The organism is Caulobacter segnis, assembly GCF_031454995.1.
GTDB lineage: Bacteria > Pseudomonadota > Alphaproteobacteria > Caulobacterales > Caulobacteraceae > Caulobacter > Caulobacter segnis_E.
In genome coordinates, this window is the sequence record NZ_JAVDRV010000002.1 from 153,450 (window position 1) to 171,045 (window position 17,596).

The following is a 17,596-nucleotide window of genomic DNA, read 5'->3' on the forward strand; positions in this document are numbered from 1 at the left end:
TGACGCGTTCCGTGGGCGACTAGGCGAAATCGACCGTTGCCGATTGAGCGTTTTGGCCAAAAAAGACTCCGACGAGGCTTGCGCGACGTAAGGTGTGCGGGTTTGAGGGGCGCGCGGACTTGCCCAGCGGGCGGTTCGTGCTCAGTTATGCGCTCGCGACCGCGCGGTTGCGGTCCAACGATTCCTCCAGGGGCGAGAAAAAGCCCCGATCCAGCGAGATTTTTAGAACGACATGCAGCCGGTCAAGACCCTCATCCTCGCCGCCGGTCAGGGCAAACGGCTGTCGCCGCTGACCGATGATCGGCCCAAGTGCCTGGTGGAGCTCGCTGGCAAAACCGTTCTTGAATGGCAGCTGCGCCACCTGCACCAGGCGGGTGTCCCCGAGGCGGTGGTGGTTACGGGCTTCCGCGGCGACCTGGTCGAGGCCGAGATCGCGCGCCTGTCGCTGCCGGGCATGACGGTGCGCACGCTCTACAACCCGTTCTACAGCGTGACCGACAACCTCGCGACCTGCTGGCTGGCGCGCGAGGAGATGCGCGGCGGGCCGTTCATGATCCTCAACGGCGACACCCTGTTCGAGCCGGCGATCGCCGAGCGTCTGATCAGCGCGCCGGACGCCCCGATCACCGTGACCGTGGACCGCAAGGCGGGCGGCTACGACGCCGACGACATGAAGGTGCTGACCGAGGGCGACGCCCTGCGCGCCATCGGCAAGACGATCACCGAGTACGACGCCGAGTCGATCGGCTTCCTGCGCTTCGACGCCGACGGTTCGGCGCTGTTTATCGAGACCCTGGAGGCGATCATGCGCACGCCCGAGGGCCTCAAGCGCTGGTACCTCAGCGTGATCAACGAGATCGCCCAGAACCACGACGTCGTGCGCGTGCGCTCGATCGAGGGCCTGGACTGGGCCGAGATGGATTTCCCGGAGGACCTCGTCCGCAACCGCGCGCTCACCGCTCAGTGGGCGGCGAAGGAGGCCGAGGCCGTCTAGGCCTCGCCCACCAGCTGCCGGACCAGGTCCAGGTCCGAGGGCTTGTCCACGTCGACGGCGGCCAGACCATCGTGCGCGCGCACGGCGGCCGCCTCGACGTTGGCCAGCTTTCCCAGTCGCGCCACCGCCTCGTCCAGCGTCAGCAGGCCCAGGGCGTAGCGGATCAGGAAGCTGGGTCCCAGCATGGCGGCGATCTTCCAGGGCTGCTTGCGCAGCGCCTCGACCTTGCGCCAGACGGCGATGACGTTCAGCGCGTTCTCGTTGCGCAGCAGGAAGAGATTGCAGCCTGAATAGCGGCCGTCGCGGAATTTCAGATAGGTCCGCTTGGTCTGGGGCGCGGCGGCCCGCACGCGCTCTTCCGGGGCCAGCAGCACCGCCACGTCGGCGGAGGCGGGCGTATCGGCCAGGAACCGCGTAATCCACTCGGGCTTCAGGAGGGCGTGGTCGACCGTCGTGACGACCAGCGGGAAGCCCAGGGTCGTCGCGCCATCGGCGACGCTCTGGCTGGGCCCAGCGGCCGGCGGCAGGACCTTCACATTGGCGCCCGCCAGCGCCGCGCGGATCGCCTCGTCATTGGCCGAGACGCCGATGGGCTCGGCCCCGGCCGCTTGGACGGCGCTCAGCACCCGGTCCAGCAGCGTGCGGCCCTGGAGCAGGATGAGGCCCTTGTGAGCGACCCCGGCATAGGCGGCGGCGGGATCGACCTCGCCGCCCCGCGAGCCGGCCAGGATCAGAGCCTTGAAGGGTTGGCTCACAGGGCCTTCTCGTAGATCCGGTAGGTCTTGTAGTGGGTTCCGCCGACGTTCTCGGCGATGTGGCACATGGCCTTGTTGTCCTCGAGGACCCACGAGATTTCATAGCGATTGTAGCCGAGGCTCATCGCCATATCCCGGCTGGCCTTCATCATCCAGAAGGGCAGCATGCGGCCGCGCTGCGTGGCCGAGAACTTGCGTTTCACGCCCATCAGCGGAATGCGCGCGGACTTCACGCCCTTGACCTTCAGGCGCCACAGCAGCTTGGCCCAGCCAAACGGCAGAAGCTTGCCGTTCAGGTCGGCGATGGCCTCGTTGACGTTGGGCAGGAAGACCACCACGCCGGCGGCTTCGCCATCGATCTCCGCGAACCAGATCAGGCGCTTGTCGATCACCTGCCGCAGGGCCTTGCCCAGCTGGGCGGTTTCGGCCTCGGTGGTCGCGGTGAAGCCCCAGTTGTCCTTCCAGGCGTCGTTGAGGATGTCCGTCAGGGTCTGGACCTCCTCGTCGTAGCGCTTCATGTCCAGTTGGCGCAGAACCACGCCGGCCGGCAGGCCTCGCTTCACGCGCTTCTGGGCGACCTCGGGAATGTCTCCGGTTTCGTCGGCGCGATACGCGAAGACGTCCTTGGCCTTGAGGTAGCCCTGCTCCTCGACGCGCTTGCCCGCATAGGCCGGGTCGTGACCCATCAGGATCATCGGCGGCGTGTCGAAGCCGTGGACCAGCAGGCCGACCTCTTCGTTGATCGACAGGTTGAAGGGCCCGACGACGTGGGTGCGTCCCCGGGCGCGCAGCCAGTCCTCGGCGGCGCGGAACAGGATCTGGAAGACCGCCCCGTCATCCTCGGCGGCGATCATGCCGAAGTGGCCGTCCAGGCGCCCCGGCGTCGGTTGCGGCGTCAGATGGTCGATCTGGGCGCTGATCCGGCCCACGTCGCGGCCGCCGCGCGTCGCCAGGAAAAGCTGCACCTCGGCGTGGGCGAAGAACGGATTGGTCTTGGGCGTCAGGGCCTCGGTCCGCTCCATGAAGAGCGGCGTGATCCAGTTCGGATCCTTGGCGTTCAGGCGCGCGGGCAGGGCGATGAAGCGCTTCAGCTCGTCTGGCGTCTTGACCGGGATGACCTGCAGGTCGGCGTTCGTGGAGTCGAAAGGCATCACCCCTCCAGGGCCAAGAAGGTGCGCGCCGCCAGCGCGCCGAAGATGGCGGGAGCGGCCCAGACGGCCAGGAAGGGCGACAGGGCGCCGGACTCGCCCAAGGCGGTCAGCATCCCGTTCGCTACCAGGAAGAGGAGGCCAGCGCCAAGGCCCGCCGTCAGCAGGACCGCGCCCTGACCGCTGCGGAAGTTGGCTAGCGCCACCGGCGCGCTCAGCAGCAGCATGACCAGCGACACGAAGGGGCTGGCGAACGCCGACTGGAAATGGGTCGCGTAGAAGCTCTCCGGCCGGTCCGAGCCGCCGTTCTCCAGGGCGCGGTGGGCCGAAGCGGCGGTTGGGGCGCTGTCGTCCCCGAACAGGCCCTGGATGTCCTGCGGCCGCAGGGCCGTCGGCCAGTTGGTCGAAGCCGCTGTCGAGGTCTGGGCCAGATCGCCGGCGAAACGGGTCGTCACGGGGCTGTCGAGGGTCCAGGCGCCGGCGTGGTAGAGCGCCTTCGACGCCTCCACCTTTTCGACCAGTATGCCGTTTTTGTCGCGGCGGAAAATGGTGAGGCCGGTGATCTGGCGGCCATCGGCCGAGGCGTCCGTCCCGATGACCAGATCGGCGCCCGCGCGGAAGGTGCGCGGCGACGGCGCCTTGCGCTCGGCGATCGGGGTCGTGTTCCTCCACCAGTCGGCCAGGGTCGGATCGGCGCGGGGGGCCAGGACCTGACCGCACAAGGTGTCCAGCAGCATGACGACGATCACGGCGGGCAAGGCCATGGCCACGATGCGATAACCCGAGACGCCGCTGGCGCGCATGGCCACCACGGCGCTCTCGCGGGCCAGTTGCGAAAAGGCGAAGAGGCCGCCGGCCAGCACGGCGATCGGCGCGACCTGCTCGAACAGGCGCGGCAGGCGCAGGGCGGCGTAGTAGGCCACGCCCGCCATGCCCAGACCCCGGTCGAGGATGTCGGTGGTGACGTCCAGGAGGTCCAGGATCTGCAAGATGGACATCAAGATCAGCGCGGCGCCGAGGATGCGGGTGGCGACCGTCCGCAGGACATAGAGCTGCAGGTTCATGCGGGGTGTCGCTTCGGCGAGGGCAGGGCGTGGATCACGCGTTTGACCAGGTTGTTGATGCGTCGGACCAGACGCGAAACCGGCGTGTCGCCCGGGCGGGTGCGGCTGCCCAGGAACAGCCAGACGGCGAAGCCCGAGAACAGGGCGAAGGGGATCCAGATCGCCGGGGCCGCCGCGACCTTGTCGGCCTTGGCCAGGCTTTGACCCAATAGCAGGGCGTGCTGGAAGGCCAGCAGCAACACGCCGGCCATGATCAGGCCGGGCGCGCGATTGCCGCGCTTGGAGGCTAGGCCCAGCGGAAAGGCCAGCAGCGGCAGGAAGGGCAGAAACGCCGCGCGCGCCAGGCGGCCGTAAAGCTCGCCCAGGAGCGTGCCCTTCGGCACCACGGGATTGGGCGACTCGGCCTGTTTGGCCAATTCGCCCAGCGTCAGTTCGCGCTCATCTCCGCCTCGGTCGCGCAACAGGACGGCGGCCGCCGCCAGCGGGCTCTGGGTGGTCAGGCTGCTGAAGGCCAGGTTGCGATAGTCGCCCTTGGCGTCGCGGGCGATGCGGCGGCCGTCGCGCAGATCCATGGTCACGGTCTTGCCGTCGGGGTCCATCTTGAGATCGGCCGAGGCCGCGGTGATGATCTCTTCCTCTCCCTTGCCGTCCAGGCGCCGGATAAAGACCCGGGTGAGGCGTTGGCCCGCGATGTCGGCGCTGTCGGCGGTCAGCAGCGAGCCCTTGTCGTCGATGAAGGCGCCGCCCGCGAGGCGTCCATTCCAGCCCGCGTTGACGGCCGCGTGCATCACCGCGCGATAGGCGTAGCGGCTATAGGGCTGCATGTAGCCGAAGACGATCAGGCTGAAGACGCTGAGGAAAAGGCCGACCGCCAGGAACGGCGCGGCGATGCGCTCGAGCGACTGGCCGCTGGCCAGCAGGGCGTCGACCTCGGAGCCGTCCGACAGCTTCGAGATGACGATGAACAGCGCCACGAAGAAGGCCACGGGCAACGCCAGGCCCAAATAGTGGGGCACCAGGTTGGCGGCGAGTTGCGCGACATAGCCGAACCGCGCGCTGCTTTGCGACAGAGCGTCCAGCAGGCGCAGGATGCGCTCCAGCAACAAGGCCACCACGGTGACGCCCAGGCAGCCGACCAGCGGCCAGAACAGCAGCCGCAGCAGGTAGCGATCGATCAGCCGAACAGGGCCGGTGGAAATGTCCTTGGCGCTCACGCTTGGACCCAGGCCTTGGCGAAGCGAGCGGTGAGCCGTTCGACCGCGTCCGGGGATAGTTCGAGGGCCGAGCCCAAGGCCGGCGCGGCGGGCCAGCCAGCGTCGGGGAAGGATTGGCCCTCATGCTCTCGGGCTCCGGCGTACCGGGGCAGCACGTGGAAGTGGACGTCTTTGTCGACCATCATCAGCATCAGGTAATTGATCTTCTCATAGTCGACCTGCTCCTTCAGCAGACGCTCGATGCCCGCGACGGCGACTTGCAGATCGGCGAAGGCGGCGGGACTCACTTCGGAGAACGCCTGAACGGTTTCCTTGCACACCAGGACCAAAGACCCAAATGTCGGCTGCTTAGGGCGGAGCAGAATCAGCCAGTGATCGGTCTCCGCGATCTTCGAACCGGGATAGCCGAACGCCAGGGCGGTGGGATTGGTCATGAGAAAGCCGGGAACTTCAGGCTGGTGTCGCCAGGGCGTAACAATAGGGATGCGGCGTTTTAGATGAAAGCACGATCCGTTCTCATCGGCGCGATCTTCGCGACTTTGGCGGCGGGCTCGGCGCGCGCCGAAGGGCTGGCCGCGCCCCTGACCGACAAGGACTGCGTCGGGCGAAAGGGGGACGTGCGGCTGATCGTGCAGGTTGGGGCGCTGCGCTCGAACGCCGGCGAGGTGGCGATCACGATCTATCCGTCGGATCCGGAACGGTTTCTCGCGCCGCGCGGCAAGTTACTGCGCCAAAGGGTCAAGGCCTCGGCGCCGATGACCCAGGCTTGCTTCAACCTGCCGGTGGCCGACGCCTACGCCGTGGAGGCCTATCACGACGCCAACGCCGATCGGGAATTCGACCGCAACACCCTGGGCATGCCGACGGAAGGCTACGCTTTCTCGAACGACGCGCCGAGCAGGTACGCCAAGCCCTCGTACGACGCCGCGCGCTTCATGGTGAAGCCGGGCGACAACACCATCCGGATCAAGATCCGCTATCCGCGCTGAGCCGCCGCGTCCGACAGGCTGAAGCGGCCGAGTTCACCAAGGCCCCCGCCGTCGGTCTCGATTCCCCGCGCCACGATCCGCGCGTCGAAGCCCCCGGTGGCCCGGGGTTCGATCTCGATGGCGTTCCAGCGCGCCGGACCGTGCCGGTTCGGGCGCGCCGAGGCGGATGGGACGCCCAGAACCGGGATCGTCGCCCCGTCCGGCCCGCTTAGGGCGCCGAGCAAGGCTTCGTGGGCGTGGCCGTGCAGCACAAGATCGGCGCCACGCCGCTGGAGCACCTCGCGCAACGCGTGGCGGTCGTCGAGCGACTTGCGCTTGGAGACCGCGCCCTCGTGCGGCGGGTGGTGCAGAACGACCAGGCGAAAGAGGCCCGCGTAGGCCGGATCGGCGAGGGCGGCGTCCAATTTCCCAAGCTGTTCCGCGCCCAGTCGGCCGGTGGCCAAATGCGGAGCCGTCGGCACGGCCGAACAGAGGTTGAAGATCGCGACGGGGCCGCGGACCCGCACCTGTGGGAAATGGCTCTCGCCAGTGTCGCCCAGCCAGGGCGCCCAGACCGCGAAGCGTTCGTGTCCGCCTTTGCCGGCCAAGGCGTCGTGATTGCCAGGGCTGACGGTGAAGTTGGTTGGTTCTCCCAGGGATTCCAGCCACTTGCGCGCCGCCGAAATCTCCGTGGGCGAAGCGAAGTTGGTGAGATCGCCGCTGATCACCACATGATCAGGCGCGGCGGCCTTCAGGTCCGCCACCAGAGCCGCCAGCACTTCGGGCCGATGCACCTTGCGTTTCTTGCGCCAGGCGATGCGGCTGAGAAGGCGCTTGGTGAAGACGTCCTTCCACCCGAACGCGCCGGGCGGCGGCGGCAGGTGGGGGTCGGACAGGTGGGCGATGCGGTAAATGGACAAGATCTTTCGGGTCGTTCTGGTCGAAGCAGCCGAAGCTGCTTATCAATCGGCGCGGGTTTCAAGGGGTATATCGGTTCTTGAGCGCTGAAATTCAAAACACGGCCGCGACGGGCGGCCCTCGGGCCGTCACCGTCGGTGAGGCTGGAGGCCGCATCTGGGGCATGACCTCGCGCGAGCGGCTGTCGCGCATCTATCGACGGCTCGGCCTGGTCGAGACGCCGGCCGTCGACCTGTCGCGCGCGGTCGTCGTGGTCGACGCCGGCTGGGTGTTCGACGAGTCGCTGATCAAGGCCCTGGCGGGTCGCGAGGGCGCGGTGCTGGTCGACGAGACCGGCCGCGCGGTGGCCGCCCACGCGCCCGCCGACCTGGCCTACGCCGCCGCCGAGGCCTTGGCCGCTGGGCAGGACCCCTCGGGCCTGGACGCGCGCCTGACGCGCCTGTCGGCGCTGGAACTGGGCTCGGCCTACAACAGCGCCCTGCGCAAGCGCGAGCCGCCGGTCCTGGAGCGCCTGACGCCGGAGACCGTGCGCGCCGTCGAGAAGCGCCTGTTCCAGGGCTCGTACAAGGGCGTCACTGACTTCGTCACCAAGTACGTGTGGCCAACGCCCGCGCGGGTCGTGACCCGCTGGTGCGCCCTGGCCAAGATGACCCCGAACCAGGTGACGTTCATCGGCTTCCTGATGACCCTGGCGGCCACCTGGCTGTTCTGGCATGGCCAGTTCGGCTGGGGCCTGGTCTGCGCCTGGATCATGACCTTCCTCGACACCGTCGACGGCAAGCTGGCGCGCGTGACCCTGACCTCCTCGAAGTGGGGCAACGTCTTCGACCACGGCATCGACCTGCTGCACCCGCCGTTCTGGTGGTGGGCTTGGTTCGTGGGCGTCTACGCGGTCGGCCAGTCGATCCCTTACCCGGCGCTGAGCCTGGCCATCGTCATCGGGGGTTATGTCGCCCAGCGGGTGGAGGAGGGGATCTTCCTGGCCCTCTTCAAGCTCGAGATGCACGCCTGGCGGCCGTTCGACAGTTTCTTCCGCCTGATCACCGCCCGTAGAAACCCGAACTTGATCCTGATGACGGGCTGCGCGTTGGTAGGTCGCCCGGATGTTGGTTTCACCCTGGTGGCGATCTGGACCGCGGCATGCTTCCTGGTGCATGCCGTCCAGATCCTGCAAGGCTTGGCCGCCCCCAAGGGCTCGATCCAATCTTGGCTGTCGAAATGAGTCGCATCGCGGTCATCCGCAATCCGAAGAGCCACGGCAATCGGATAAACCCGCCCGGGCCGACGCCCGAGGGGGTGCGGCTGGCCGAGCCGTTCGGGCGCGACGCTCTTCGGACGGTGCTCGAGGATTTCGCCCGCGAAGGCCTGGATCTGTTGGTCATAGACGGGGGCGATGGCACGGTGCGCGACGTCATCAGCCTGCTGCCTCACACCTTCGGCGAGGATCCGCCGCTGCTGGCGGTGCTGCCGTCGGGCAAGACCAACGTGCTGGCGATCGACCTGGGCACGCGTCGCGACTGGCGGTTGGAGGAGGCGCTGAACGCCGCCCGCCAGACCGAGCCCCGGATCAAGTCGCGGCCGCCGCTGCGGATCAGCTGGGTCGACGGACACCGCCCTTGCCTGCAGGGTTTCTTCTTCGGCGTCGGCGCCCTGGTGAAGGCCACCAATCTTTCCCAGGAAGTCCATAAGGTCGGCTTCTTCCACAATCTGGCCGTCGGCGTGACGATCGCCACCGCCACCTTCGGCGCGCTCTTCGGCGGGGCGCGCGACGAATGGCGCGAGGGCGTGCCGGCCAAGTTGACCTTCGATGGCGAGGCGCAGCCGGGCGACGAGCGTTTCGCGATCGTCGCCACCGCTCTGAAACGGTTGCCGTTCGGGCTGAAGCCCTTCGGCGAGCCGCGCGAGGGCCTGAAGATCCTCGATGTCGACGCGCCGCCCCGAAAGCTGTGGAAGGCCATGCCGCTGGTGCTGAGTGGCAAGGCCGAGCCAAAGCTGGAGAGCATGGGCTATCGTCGCCGCGACCCTCTGATGGTCGGCCTGGCCGGTTGCGCGCCGTTCGTGCTGGACGGCGAGGTGTTCGAGGGCGGCGAGCTGATCATCGCCTTGGGGCCGGCCTTGAGGTTCCTGGTCGGATGAACCACCTGCGCGACCTCGTCGCGGCCGAGCTCGCCACGCCGCTCCCGGCGCCGATCACCGCCTTCGCCGAGCATCTGACCACTCTATTTCCGGGCGCGCGGGCGGTGCTGTTCTATGGCTCGATCCTGCGGACTGGCGATCTGTCCGGCGTGCTGGACTACTACGTCCTGACCGAGCGGCCGCCGGTCGGCTGGCGTGGCGTCTTCACGCGCATCCTGTGGCCGGACGTCAGCTATCACGAGCTGACGCACGAAGGGCGGGTGCTGCGGGCCAAGGTCGCCTCGATGACGCTGGCGCAGTTCGAGCGGGCGGTGAGCGGGGCGGGGGCGGACACCACCATCTGGGCGCGCTTCGTCCAGCCTAGCGCCCTGGTCTGGGCTTCGGAGGGCGTTCGCGAGCGGGTCGTCGACGCGGTCGCGGAGGCTTGCCGGACCGCGGCGCGCTTCGCTCAAGCCCTGGGCCCCGACGGCGGCGCCCCCCGCGCGCTGTGGACGGCGCTCTTCCAAGAGACCTACAAGGCCGAGCTGAGGGTGGAGAAGGCTGGTCGCGAGGCGTCGATCCTGGCCTACGACCCCGAGCGCTACGACCACGTGATGACGGCCGTCCTCGACGATCAGGGCGGAGCGCTCGACCCGGCGGAGCGGACCCGTCTGCGCAAGGCCTGGGGGCCTCGCAAGCTGATGGGCAAGCCCTTGAACGTCGCCCGGCTGATGAAGGCGGCGTTCACGTTTCAGGGGGCCTCTCGCTACGCCGCCTGGAAGATCGAGCGGCACACGGGGGTCGAGATCGAGGTCACCCCCTGGCGAGAGCGTCATCCGATCCTGTCGGCGCCCACCGTGCTGCTGAAGGTTTGGAAGGGGCGGCGCGGAGCCTCCGGACCCTCTCGCTAAACAAAAACGCCCGGGCCTGGGCCCGGGCGTTCTCGTTGTTCACCGATGAGAGCGCTATCAGGCGCGGGCGCGCTTGAGCGGCTCGATGACGCCCAGGGCCGCGCCGATTTCGGCGAAGGTCTTGAGGACCGCGTCGATCTGCTCGTCGGTGTGGGCGGCGCTGACGCTGGCGCGCAGCAGCGGACGGCTGTCCGGCGTGGCGGGCGGCAGGGCCAAGTTCAGATAGACGCCGCCTTGCAGCAGGGCGTTCCACATGGCGATGGCGCGTTCCTGGTCCGGCATGGTCGTGGCGACCACGGGGCTGGCCGTCGGGCCGGTGTGGAAGCCCAGCGCCGTCAGGCCGTCGTACAGGCGCTTGGCGTTGTGGTTCAGGCGGTCGCGCAGCTGCGGCTGCTCGATCATGCGACGCAGGGCCGTGATGGTCGAGGCGACCACGGCCGGCGGCAGCGAAGCGGTGAACATGTAGGGGCGGCAGACGACGCGCATGACGTCGAAATCGTCCATGTTCGAGACGCAGAAGCCGCCGATGGCGCCCAGGCTCTTGGAGAAGGTGCCGACGATGAAGTCGACGTCCTCTTCCACGCCCGCCGCTTCGGCCAGGCCCCGGCCGGTGGCGCCGAGCACGCCCATCGAGTGGGCCTCGTCGACCAGCAGGTAGCCGCCCAGCTCGCGCTTCACGGCGGCGATTTCCTTAAGCGGCGCGACGTCGCCGATCATCGAATAGACGCCTTCGACCACGATCAGGCGCTCGCCCGGGGCGTCGCCCAGACGACGCAGGCGCTTGGCGAGGTCTTCGGGGTCGTTGTGGCGGAAGCGGATGACCTCGGCCTGACCCAGACGCGAGGCGTCATAGATCGAGGCGTGGCTGTCGGCGTCGAGGATCAGGTGGTCGCCGCGGCCGACCAGGGTCGACAGCACGCCCAGATTGGCCTGGTAGCCGGTCGTGAAGACCATGGCGTGCTTGCGGCCGTAGAACTTGGCCAGTTCCTGCTCGAGCTCGACGTGGGCTTCGAAGCTGCCGTTGGCGATGCGGGAACCCGTGGTGCCCGTGCCGCGTTCCTGCACCGCCTTGACCGAAGCGGCGATCGCTTCCTCGTCAAAGGTCAGGCCCAGGTAGTTGTTCGTGCCGAGCAGGATGGTCGGGCGACCGTCCACCACGCCTTCGGTCGGCGAATGCACCGCGTCGAAACGGACCTTGAAGGGGTCGGCCCCGGCGTTCTGGATGGCCTTGTACGCATCGCGATAGGCCAGGTGCTTATCGAATAGCCCCATTAGTTAAGCCCTAGTCCGGAGATCATTGATCAGTTTGGAAAGGTCGCCGGCGGTCTCGACCGAAGCTAGGCGATCCAGGGGGATGGAGATGTCGAAGGTGTCTTCCAGCTCCATGATGATGTTCATCAGGGCAAGGGAGTCCACGGCGAGGTCACGGCCGATGTGAGACTCCGCGCGAACCTCTACCGGTCGCCCCAGAACCTTGCTCGCCGCTACCCCGATCTCGCGCAAGCTGAGATCCGTCACCGTTTCCATTCTAAATCAAACCTCCGGGAGCCCCACCCGTGACACTACTGTAACGGCGAGTCTGTCAGATAGCCGCCTCATTTGCGTGAGGCGACTGAATTTTAGGGCAGCCAGCCCTGTTTTCGGTACCAATCGACGGTGTGAGCGAACCCGTCGAGAAGGCCGAATACGCTGGGTACTCTCTCCGCCTTCGGAGCGCTAGATGGGGTCCAATCGGCGTGAAGCAACTCCCTCGCCTTGCCTAAACCAAACACGGTGGGGGTTTGACTGGCGAAAGACCAAGCATCCGCAAGGGCTCCGGCGGCCAGGATGCCCGCGCCTGGAAGCCTTACCAGGCTTGGTTTTCGCCCCATGACGGTGGCCGCCGCGCTCATGATTTCCGCCCAGGTGTAACCATCGCGCCGCACATCCGAAAGCTCCACAAGGCCGGAAATCGGGTTCGCGCAGTAGGCCGCGAGCTGGGCCGCGGCGTCGTGAACGTGGATCATCGCCACGCGCGCGGTGGGCGACAGCACCGGCAGAACCGGGCTGGAAGCGGCCAATTTGAAGACTTCCAAGGTCTCGGTGTCGCCTGGCCCGTAGATCGCCGGTGGGCGGGCGATCAGCGCGTTCGGTGAGTCGGCCCTCACGGCGTCCTCGCCCGCGCGCTTGCTGGCGGCGTAGTTCGACAGCGCCGGTTCGCGGGCGGCGTAGCTCGAAACCAGGATGAAACGCGCCCCGGCTTCGCGCGCCGCCTTCGCGGCGGCCAAGGCGCCGTCGCGATTGACCGCGTTGAAGCCTTCCAGCGAAGCGGCCTTGATCAGGCCCGCCACGTGGATCACGACGCCGGCGCCTTGGCTAAGCCGTTGCAAGGCGCCGGGCGTCTTGAGGTCGCCGGCCACGACCTCGACCTCGAAGTCGCTCCACAACGGATGGATGGGATCGCGCCGGACCAGGACTCGAGGCGTCCAGCCGTCCTGGGCCAGGGCGCGGACCAGATGGCGGCCCAGGAAGCCCGTGGCGCCGGTGACGGCGACGACGCCTCTCGTCTCAGTCTCCATAGGCTCCGGCCAGATAGGCGGCGCGGGCCTTGGAGCGGCTGAGCTTGCCGGACGAGGTCTGCGGCAGGGCGTGGGCGCCGACCAGCTTCACCTTGGCCTCGACGCCGTGGCGGGTGCGCAGCAGGGTGGCGACTTGTTCGACCAGGGCCGCGCGGCTGTCGGCGTCGCCGCCGCGGGCCTGCACCAGCACCATGATCTGATCTTCCGGCTCGGCGGGAATGGCGAAGGCGCAGACGTCGCCGCTGCGCAGGCCGTCGATCTCGTGATCGGCCGTCCATTCCAGGTCCTGCGGCCAGATGTTGCGGCCGTTCAGGATGATCAGGTCCTTGGCGCGGCCGGTGATCACGATCTCGCCGTCGATCTTGAAGCCGAGGTCGCCGGTGTCCAGCCAGCCGTCGGCCGACAAGACACGGGCCGTCTCGTCCGGATTGGCGAAGTAGCCGCTCATCACCGAGGGGCCCTTGGCGAAGATGCGGCCGACGCCGCGCTCGGGCAGGACCTGACCATCCTCGCCGCGCACTTCCAGGAAGTGGTCAGGGAGGGCGGGGCCGCAGCGGGCGAAGTCGCGGGCGCGTTCGGAGCCCTCGGGAGCGTTCACGGCCAGGGCGTCGCGCTCCAGGCGCTCGACGTCCAGGGTCTCGGCGCGCAGGCCCTTGCCCAGCGGGGCCATCGACAAGGCCAGCGTCGCCTCGGCCATGCCGTAGCTGGCCACGAAGGCCTTGTCCGAGAAACCGGCGGGGCCGAACGCCTCGACGAACGCCTTCAGGGGCGGCATGCGGATCATGTCGCCGCCCAGACCGGCGCTGCGCCAGTGCGACAGGTCATAGGCGTCCAGCGGCTGGCCCTGGACGCGACGGGCGCACAGCTCGTAGCCGAAGGTGGGGCTATAGGCGATGGTGGCCTTGTTGCGGCCGATCAGGTCGATCCACAGCAGCGGGCGGCGGACGAAGGCGCCCGTGGGCAGCAGGTCGACCGACATCTGGCAGCTCAGGGGGCTCAGCAGGAAGCCGATCAGGCCCATGTCGTGATACAGCGGCAGCCACGAGATGGCGCGGTCTTCCGGCTTCACCTGCAGCCCATCGCGGGTGATCGCCACGCAGTTGGCCATCAGGGCCTTGTGCAGGACAAGAACGCCGGTCGGGGTGCGGGTGCTGCCCGACGAGAACTGTAGGTAGCAGGGGTCTTCCGGCGTGATCGTCGGCAGGGCCGCGCCACCGTCTTCCGGCAGGTCGGCTAGGACGCCGGCGAAGTCCAGACCCGCGCGCTGGCCGATCTCGGCCACCCAGTCCTTCAGGCCGACCGGGCCCAGCAGGATCTTGGCCTTGGCCGAGCGGGCCAGGTTGGTGATCTGCTCGATATAGGCCTCGCGTCCGCCCAGCGGCGTCGGCAGGGCCATCGGCGCGGGCAGCAGGCCGGCGTACTGGCAGGCGAAGAAGGCGCGCACGAAGTCGCCGTCGGTCTCGGCCAACAAGGCGACGCTGTCGCCGACCTTGGCCCCGGTCGCCAGGAGGCGACGCGCCAGAACCAGGGCGTCCTCGCGCAGCTTGGCGTAGGGCAGGGCCTCGACCAACTCGCCGCGCAGCGAATACAGGTTGATCCCCGTCTCGCCGGTCGCGGCGAAATCGAGGGCCTGGGTCAGGGTCGGGAAGTCGGCGAACCGAACGGTGCGGTCAGACGCCGTGGGCGTGATCATACTTGGGGCCTTCATCGTCTTTCGTCGTGCGCGCGGAGTCGTCCTCCGCCGCGAGTCGGGCGAGCCAACGGCGCGCCATCAAATACATGCCGATGGCCATCGCCAAGGCGGATGCGACCAAAGCCGCGCCCGCGCCGGTCAGGCCGAAACGCTGAATAAGCGGAACAAGCGCCGCGAAGTAGCAGATCACAACGACCAGCCGAACTATCAAGGCCGCGCCGGCGGCGCGCATCGAGACCAGCATGGGCTCGAGCGGCAGCGTCATGACGCCGATGGCGGCGGCGGCGACCTGCCAATTCATGACGCCGGCGGCCGCGCCGAAGGCTGGACCCATGACGGTCTCCAGGATCCAACGGCCCGCCAGCAGGCTGACCAGCAGCAAGACGCCGGCCGCGGCGCCGCCGATCAGGGCGATCTGGATCGCCAGCTTGGTCATGGCCTGCTGGCCGCCGGCGGCGCGCATCTTGGCCAGTTCCGGATAAAGCGCCGGCACCATCAGCCGCGCGGGCTTGGCCATGCCGTCCGCCACCTGCTTGCCGATGCGCCAGAGGGCCGCCTGAGCGGGGCCCAACAGGGCGCCGACCGCCATGGTCAGCACATGGGTGAAACCGACGTCCAGGGTGCTGGAGAAATTGGTCGCCATGGCGAAGCGCCAGACGCCCGGCAAGTCGCGACTGGTCGGACCGAGGAGCGAAAAGCCCTTCAGCAGGCCGCGCCGGTTCAAGTCCCAGATCGCGATCGAGGCGATGTAGAAGAACGAGGCGAAGGTTCCGGCCGCCCAGGCCAGCAGGAAGTAGGGTAGCGGGGCCTGGGTCAGGGCGCAGATCGCGCAGCCGATCATGCGGACCAGCGAACTGATCGCCTGCTCGGCCGCCAGGAAGCGAAAGCGGTCGAAGAGCCGCAGCAGGCCCACGCCCGTGGCCGAGCTCATCACCGGGATCGACAGCGCGTAGAGCGCGCCATAGCCGCTCATGCCTTCCGGCCATCGCAGGGCGTGCCAGAAGAACCACGCGCCGGCCACGCCCAAAGCGACGCCCAACACGCCGCTGATGCCGTCCAGAAGCAGCGAGAACCGCAACACCTGTTGGAACTTCACGCGCTCGTTGGCCAGAAGCGGACCCGTCCCGTAGGTCAGAACCGTTTGCCACGATTGGAAATGGGCCACCTCGCCCAGGAACTGGGCGAAGGCGTTGATCAGGACCAGGACGCCCATCGCCTCCTTGCCGAGGCTGCGGGCGGTGAGGGCGATATAGGCCAGGCCCACGACGGCGTTGACGACCCGGCCGCTGAGCAACTGCCCCGCGTTGGCCAGGACGCGCTTTATCGGCGACGTCGTGTGTTCCGGCGCCGTTGTCACGGGCGCGCCTCCAGCCGCTGGGCGATCGCTCGGGCGGCGCGTAGCGAGGAGGGCTCGTCGGTGATGTCGAAGGTCTCGGCGATGCCCTCGGCCTGGATCGGGCGGAAGTCGGCGTGGGTCGCGAAGGCGCGATCGACGGCGGCGCTCAGGTCGTCGACGCGGTCCAGAACCGGACCGAACAGCCAATGGTGGAAGCTGGGATCGCCCCGCCAGTCCGCGCCGCTGGCGTTCAGGAACAGGCACGGCTTGGGCGCGCGGAGGAACTCGTAGACCTGGCTGGAGACGTCGCCGAGATAGAGGTCGGCCGCGCGGGTATAGGTCATGTCCGCCGCCGCGGGGCCGCCCAGGTCGACATGGATGCGAGGATGCTCGGCGAAGCGCTCGAAGGCGGCGCGGTCGTCGCTGGAGGCGGTCTCGAAAAGCCGGATGTGCGGCGAGAAGATCAGGTTGTGGCGATCACTGGCGGCGAAGGCCTCAAGCACCCGCCAACCCCATTTCGGCCAGGAGCTTAGCTCGGGATGGAAGTGCGGATTGTAGAGCACGACCGGGCCGGGCTTTTCGAAGCGTGGGGCGGCGCGCTGGGGCAGGGCGTCGACCAGATCGAACTTGGGGTAGCCGACCATGGCGCAGTTTCGAGGCTTCACCCAACCTTCGCCGACCATGCGGTCACGCTGCTTGGGACCCGCGGCCATGACCAGGTCGAACACCCGCAAGCGCGGCTCGAAGGGACCTTCGCGGTCCCCGGCCCCGTGCTGGGTATAGACCAGGATCGGATGGCGAACGCCGAGCTTTCGAAGGAGGGCGGTGGTCCGCTCGGGCGTGATGACGGCGTCGTAGCGCGCCAGGCGCATGGCGTTGGCGATCAGCATCGGCGCCTTGGGCGGGGCGCCGCCGCCCGGGCGACGCATCCAGCTGGGCGGCAGGAGGACGAGCGTGATCGGCGCCCCGCCAAGCTCCGCCAGCAATCCCGAGACGTAGTCGAGCAACTCCTGGGTCGTCGCGGAGATCTCGACCTTCAGGTCCGGCCAGCCGCGCGCCATGGCGACAGCCACCGACAGGCTGTGCCAGACCTGATGGTGTTGGGCTATGTAGAGGAAGCAGACCCGTTTTTTGGCCACGTCAGGGACGGGGCTCCAGCCGCGTCCGGACGCGGCCATTCAGAATGACCCGGTCGCCCTTGTCCTTGACGCTATAGGTGTTGGCGCGCGTGCTGGCGTTGGGGCCCGTGCCCGCGACGCCGCCGTTGCCGCTGACCTCGCCGGTGCGCATGTCGATCAGCGCCTGGGGCGCGTCGAACTCGTAGCCTTCGCCGTTGGTGATCTTCACGTCCTGGGTAAGCAGCAGGGTATGGGCGGCCTCTCGATAGACACCGCTCTTGGCCGTGGCCTGGCTGGCGTCCGGCTGACCGTAGCCGCGGACCAGCATCGGGGCGCTGAGGCGGACGAGATCCTGATCGTTCGGGTCGCGCTCGGCGCGGTCGGCGGTGATCAGGAACGGCCGACCGTCCTTCAGAACGCCGGTGAAGCGGGGCTTGTCGAGCAGCAACGGCGTCGAGGCCGCCTGGGTTTGCAGCTTGCTGGACGCCAAGCTGCGCCACGAGGCTTGGCCCACGACCGTCACGCCGACCGCGATCGCGAACACCGCCAGGCCAAGGCGCAGTCGGCGGACCGGGGCCCGGCGTCGATTGCGGGCCCGTTCCGAGGCGCTGAGGGGGGGGATGGCGGCGGCGCCGTCGGTCTGGGTGAGCATTTGGGGAATGGATAGTCCCACGCCGCCGTTCGCCCAAGACCTTTGTTTCTCGTTCGACGCGTTCTGACGGGCGAAACCGCGCCGATGGCGATCTATCGACACTTTTGGTGTCAATATATATGCTCCGCTCCGGTGAGTAGAGGAAGGCGAGC

Annotated in this window: 18 protein-coding genes; 5 read left to right on the top strand and 13 right to left on the bottom strand. The window is 68.2% G+C overall.

The genetic code is table 11. The features are described 5' to 3' along the window. The first annotated feature begins 232 nt into the window (after window positions 1-232). The gene (locus J2728_RS06925) at window positions 233-994 is read left to right on the top strand and encodes a phosphocholine cytidylyltransferase family protein (RefSeq protein ID WP_309997785.1); all 762 of its coding nucleotides are present in this window, start codon (window positions 233-235) and stop codon (window positions 992-994) included. On the opposite strand, the gene J2728_RS06930 is transcribed toward J2728_RS06925, so the two are convergent. The 5 genes from J2728_RS06930 to J2728_RS06950 are packed head-to-tail and all read right to left on the bottom strand — an operon-like array spanning window position 991 to window position 5,609. Further along, window positions 991-1,842 carry a nucleotidyltransferase family protein gene (locus J2728_RS06930; protein WP_309997787.1) on the bottom strand — a complete coding sequence of 284 codons (852 nt, stop codon included), beginning with the start codon at window positions 1,840-1,842 and terminating at the stop codon, window positions 991-993. The two genes, J2728_RS06925 and J2728_RS06930, sit on opposite strands and share 4 nt — an antisense overlap. Further along, complete coding sequence (gene bcerS / locus J2728_RS06935) at window positions 1,746-2,900, bottom strand: ceramide synthase (protein ID WP_309997788.1); 1,155 nt, start codon at window positions 2,898-2,900, stop codon at window positions 1,746-1,748. Before bcerS ends, J2728_RS06930 begins: the two co-directional genes overlap by 97 nt. Beyond that, on the bottom strand, window positions 2,900-3,961 hold the full coding sequence (locus tag J2728_RS06940; protein WP_309997790.1) for an LptF/LptG family permease: 1,062 nt from the start codon (window positions 3,959-3,961) through the stop codon (window positions 2,900-2,902). Before J2728_RS06940 ends, bcerS begins: the two co-directional genes overlap by 1 nt. Next, entirely contained in the window at window positions 3,958-5,175 is a 1,218-nt protein-coding gene (locus J2728_RS06945) for an LptF/LptG family permease (protein WP_309997792.1), read from the bottom strand. The genes J2728_RS06940 and J2728_RS06945 overlap by 4 nt, the downstream gene beginning before the upstream one ends. Continuing rightward, window positions 5,172-5,609 carry an HIT family protein gene (locus tag J2728_RS06950; protein WP_309997793.1) on the bottom strand — a complete coding sequence of 146 codons (438 nt, stop codon included), beginning with the start codon at window positions 5,607-5,609 and terminating at the stop codon, window positions 5,172-5,174. The genes J2728_RS06945 and J2728_RS06950 overlap by 4 nt, the downstream gene beginning before the upstream one ends. Before the next feature lie 63 nt (window positions 5,610-5,672). On the opposite strand from J2728_RS06950, the gene J2728_RS06955 reads away from it, so the two are divergent. After that, on the top strand, window positions 5,673-6,164 hold the full coding sequence (locus tag J2728_RS06955) for a DUF2141 domain-containing protein (protein WP_309997795.1): 492 nt from the start codon (window positions 5,673-5,675) through the stop codon (window positions 6,162-6,164). Here J2728_RS06955 and J2728_RS06960 read toward each other — a convergent pair. Continuing rightward, window positions 6,152-7,063 (bottom strand): metallophosphoesterase family protein, encoded by a 912-nt coding sequence (locus J2728_RS06960; RefSeq protein WP_309997796.1) that lies wholly within the window; start codon window positions 7,061-7,063, stop codon window positions 6,152-6,154. The two genes, J2728_RS06955 and J2728_RS06960, sit on opposite strands and share 13 nt — an antisense overlap. Window positions 7,064-7,224: 161 nt before the next feature. On the opposite strand from J2728_RS06960, the gene J2728_RS06965 reads away from it, so the two are divergent. The 3 genes from J2728_RS06965 to J2728_RS06975 are packed head-to-tail and all read left to right on the top strand — an operon-like array spanning window position 7,225 to window position 10,087. After that, a complete protein-coding gene (locus J2728_RS06965; RefSeq protein WP_404979741.1) occupies window positions 7,225-8,283 on the top strand; it encodes a CDP-alcohol phosphatidyltransferase family protein in 1,059 nt (352 codons plus the stop codon). Continuing rightward, entirely contained in the window at window positions 8,202-9,197 is a 996-nt protein-coding gene (locus tag J2728_RS06970; protein ID WP_309997799.1) for a diacylglycerol/lipid kinase family protein, read from the top strand. Before J2728_RS06965 ends, J2728_RS06970 begins: the two co-directional genes overlap by 82 nt. Then, window positions 9,194-10,087: a hypothetical protein gene (locus J2728_RS06975; RefSeq protein WP_309997802.1), complete on the top strand. Its 894-nt coding sequence runs from the start codon at window positions 9,194-9,196 to the stop codon at window positions 10,085-10,087. Before J2728_RS06970 ends, J2728_RS06975 begins: the two co-directional genes overlap by 4 nt. A 57-nt stretch (window positions 10,088-10,144) precedes the next feature. Here J2728_RS06975 and spt read toward each other — a convergent pair whose 3' ends face one another. From spt to lptC, 7 genes are all read right to left on the bottom strand, one after another. After that, on the bottom strand, window positions 10,145-11,359 hold the full coding sequence (spt, locus tag J2728_RS06980; protein WP_309997804.1) for a serine palmitoyltransferase: 1,215 nt from the start codon (window positions 11,357-11,359) through the stop codon (window positions 10,145-10,147). A gap of 3 nt (window positions 11,360-11,362) precedes the next feature. Continuing rightward, window positions 11,363-11,614 (bottom strand): acyl carrier protein, encoded by a 252-nt coding sequence (locus J2728_RS06985; protein ID WP_013079816.1) that lies wholly within the window; start codon window positions 11,612-11,614, stop codon window positions 11,363-11,365. Between the two features lie 92 nt (window positions 11,615-11,706). Continuing rightward, complete coding sequence (cerR, locus tag J2728_RS06990) at window positions 11,707-12,645, bottom strand: ceramide reductase (protein ID WP_309997812.1); 939 nt, start codon at window positions 12,643-12,645, stop codon at window positions 11,707-11,709. Further along, a complete protein-coding gene (locus J2728_RS06995; RefSeq protein WP_309997814.1) occupies window positions 12,635-14,353 on the bottom strand; it encodes a fatty acyl-AMP ligase in 1,719 nt (572 codons plus the stop codon). Before J2728_RS06995 ends, cerR begins: the two co-directional genes overlap by 11 nt. Further along, a complete protein-coding gene (locus J2728_RS07000) occupies window positions 14,316-15,695 on the bottom strand; it encodes a lipopolysaccharide biosynthesis protein (protein WP_309997817.1) in 1,380 nt (459 codons plus the stop codon). The genes J2728_RS06995 and J2728_RS07000 overlap by 38 nt, the downstream gene beginning before the upstream one ends. Continuing rightward, window positions 15,692-16,813 (bottom strand): glycerophosphotransferase, encoded by a 1,122-nt coding sequence (locus tag J2728_RS07005; protein WP_309997818.1) that lies wholly within the window; start codon window positions 16,811-16,813, stop codon window positions 15,692-15,694. The genes J2728_RS07000 and J2728_RS07005 overlap by 4 nt, the downstream gene beginning before the upstream one ends. 1 nt (window position 16,814) lies before the next feature. Beyond that, window positions 16,815-17,444: an LPS export ABC transporter periplasmic protein LptC gene (lptC, locus tag J2728_RS07010; protein ID WP_309997819.1), complete on the bottom strand. Its 630-nt coding sequence runs from the start codon at window positions 17,442-17,444 to the stop codon at window positions 16,815-16,817. Between the last annotated feature and the right edge of the window lie 152 nt (window positions 17,445-17,596).

Excerpts from the sequence above, each read along its gene's own strand:
- J2728_RS06955 (WP_309997795.1), top strand. The coding sequence starts at position 5,673 with ATGAAAGCACGATCCGTTCTCATCGGCGCGATCTTCGCGACTTTGGCG.
- J2728_RS06970 (WP_309997799.1), top strand. The coding sequence starts at position 8,202 with ATGCTTCCTGGTGCATGCCGTCCAGATCCTGCAAGGCTTGGCCGCCCC.
- J2728_RS06950 (WP_309997793.1), bottom strand. The coding sequence starts at position 5,609 with ATGACCAATCCCACCGCCCTGGCGTTCGGCTATCCCGGTTCGAAGATC.
- lptC (WP_309997819.1), bottom strand. The coding sequence starts at position 17,444 with ATGCTCACCCAGACCGACGGCGCCGCCGCCATCCCCCCCCTCAGCGCC.
- J2728_RS06995 (WP_309997814.1), bottom strand. The coding sequence starts at position 14,353 with ATGAAGGCCCCAAGTATGATCACGCCCACGGCGTCTGACCGCACCGTT.
- J2728_RS06975 (WP_309997802.1), top strand. The coding sequence starts at position 9,194 with ATGAACCACCTGCGCGACCTCGTCGCGGCCGAGCTCGCCACGCCGCTC.
- bcerS (WP_309997788.1), bottom strand. The coding sequence starts at position 2,900 with ATGCCTTTCGACTCCACGAACGCCGACCTGCAGGTCATCCCGGTCAAG.
- J2728_RS06940 (WP_309997790.1), bottom strand. The coding sequence starts at position 3,961 with ATGAACCTGCAGCTCTATGTCCTGCGGACGGTCGCCACCCGCATCCTC.
- J2728_RS06925 (WP_309997785.1), top strand. The coding sequence starts at position 233 with ATGCAGCCGGTCAAGACCCTCATCCTCGCCGCCGGTCAGGGCAAACGG.
- cerR (WP_309997812.1), bottom strand. The coding sequence starts at position 12,645 with ATGGAGACTGAGACGAGAGGCGTCGTCGCCGTCACCGGCGCCACGGGC.
- J2728_RS06985 (WP_013079816.1), bottom strand. The coding sequence starts at position 11,614 with ATGGAAACGGTGACGGATCTCAGCTTGCGCGAGATCGGGGTAGCGGCG.
- spt (WP_309997804.1), bottom strand. The coding sequence starts at position 11,359 with ATGGGGCTATTCGATAAGCACCTGGCCTATCGCGATGCGTACAAGGCC.
- J2728_RS06965 (WP_404979741.1), top strand. The coding sequence starts at position 7,225 with ATGACCTCGCGCGAGCGGCTGTCGCGCATCTATCGACGGCTCGGCCTG.